The organism is Microcystis sp. M53603_WE2 (assembly GCF_030065435.1).
This window is the reverse complement of record NZ_JASJFF010000268.1, coordinates 1-1,028: the sequence shown is the minus strand read 5'-3', so window position 1 is coordinate 1,028 and position 1,028 is coordinate 1. Positions and strand designations below refer to the sequence as shown.

The 1,028-nt window shown below is 47.2% G+C and carries 2 protein-coding genes; both read right to left on the bottom strand.

Annotated elements, in window-relative coordinates:
- Window positions 1–4: 4 nt before the first annotated feature.
- The gene (locus PX481_RS05860) at window positions 5–277 is read right to left on the bottom strand and encodes a DUF3143 domain-containing protein (protein WP_002763790.1); all 273 of its coding nucleotides are present in this window, start codon (window positions 275–277) and stop codon (window positions 5–7) included.
- A 5-nt stretch (window positions 278–282) separates the two neighbouring features.
- Window positions 283–777 carry a J domain-containing protein gene (locus PX481_RS05855; protein ID WP_002763788.1) on the bottom strand — a complete coding sequence of 165 codons (495 nt, stop codon included), beginning with the start codon at window positions 775–777 and terminating at the stop codon, window positions 283–285.
- Between the last annotated feature and the right edge of the window lie 251 nt (window positions 778–1,028).

Below are 1,028 nucleotides of genomic sequence, written 5' to 3'. Positions count from 1 at the left end.
TTGATTAGGGACCAGAAAAAACCGCCGATTCGATATCTTGGCGACTAAGGGAGTATTTAAAAGCGCGATTGATGTCACTGCCGTCATTGGCTGCCCGAAAGTAACGAACGGTGATTTCTTCAATTTCGAGGCAGATTTCCGCTTTCCATGTCGGTTTTTCCACAGTCCAACAGTGGACATTCTCGGTATTTTTCCGACAACCTAACTTAACTAGCCATGCTTCGATCGCCGGTAAGGGATGATTATAGAGGGGAGTATCGGCAGTGGGAATCTTCATCGCATCTAAATCAAAAATAATTGGGCTACAGTGACGGCATTCTCTCCTCGAAGCATAGCAATAATCACCGCTAGTAACAAGCAGCCGAGCAGGGTGAGTGCCAAGATAAACAAAGCAAAAATCTCTCCCGAAGATAGGGGACGATCGGTCGGATCGAGATAGGCGCTACGATTAGCTATAGGTTCATCGCTATCGGGGATGGTTTGGATGACATTCCAGCGGGAGTAACCTATCTGTAAATCATACAGGGAACGGCGATCAGGATTACTCAGGGTGGCATAAGCTTCGTTAAGACGCTGGAATTTAACCGTTGCCACTTCGGGGCTGAGTTCGGTAGTATCGGGGTGGTATCGTTTGCTAAGTTCCCGATAGGCGCGTCGCACTTCGATCACCGAGGCACTCGGATGTAGTCCTAGAATGGCATAATAGGTATTGGCAAAGCGCGAGTTAGCGGCAATGACTCGCGAGGTGGTTTGGGAATTATCGCGCTCGAAGGTCACAAGATTTTTTACCGAAAAATTGGGTTTAAAGCCTCGCCCTTTTAGGGCGACTTTATGTGATGTATGATATTAAGAATAGCGGGCCGGGTAAGCAACCGCTTAAAAAACCCAGTCATCGCAGGATGAACGCACCTTGAAAACTAGAGTTATGGGGTTCTATAGGGGAATGCTCCTATAGGTAAAAGCTCTAAGCGTCAAGTACCAGAGAAACCAATTATTTTAGAGGTTTTGAACTGTATCGTAGGGGCCCC

Coding starts and splice junctions, on each gene's coding strand:
- PX481_RS05860 (WP_002763790.1), bottom strand. CDS start 277: ATGAAGATTCCCACTGCCGATACTCCCCTCTATAATCATCCCTTACCG.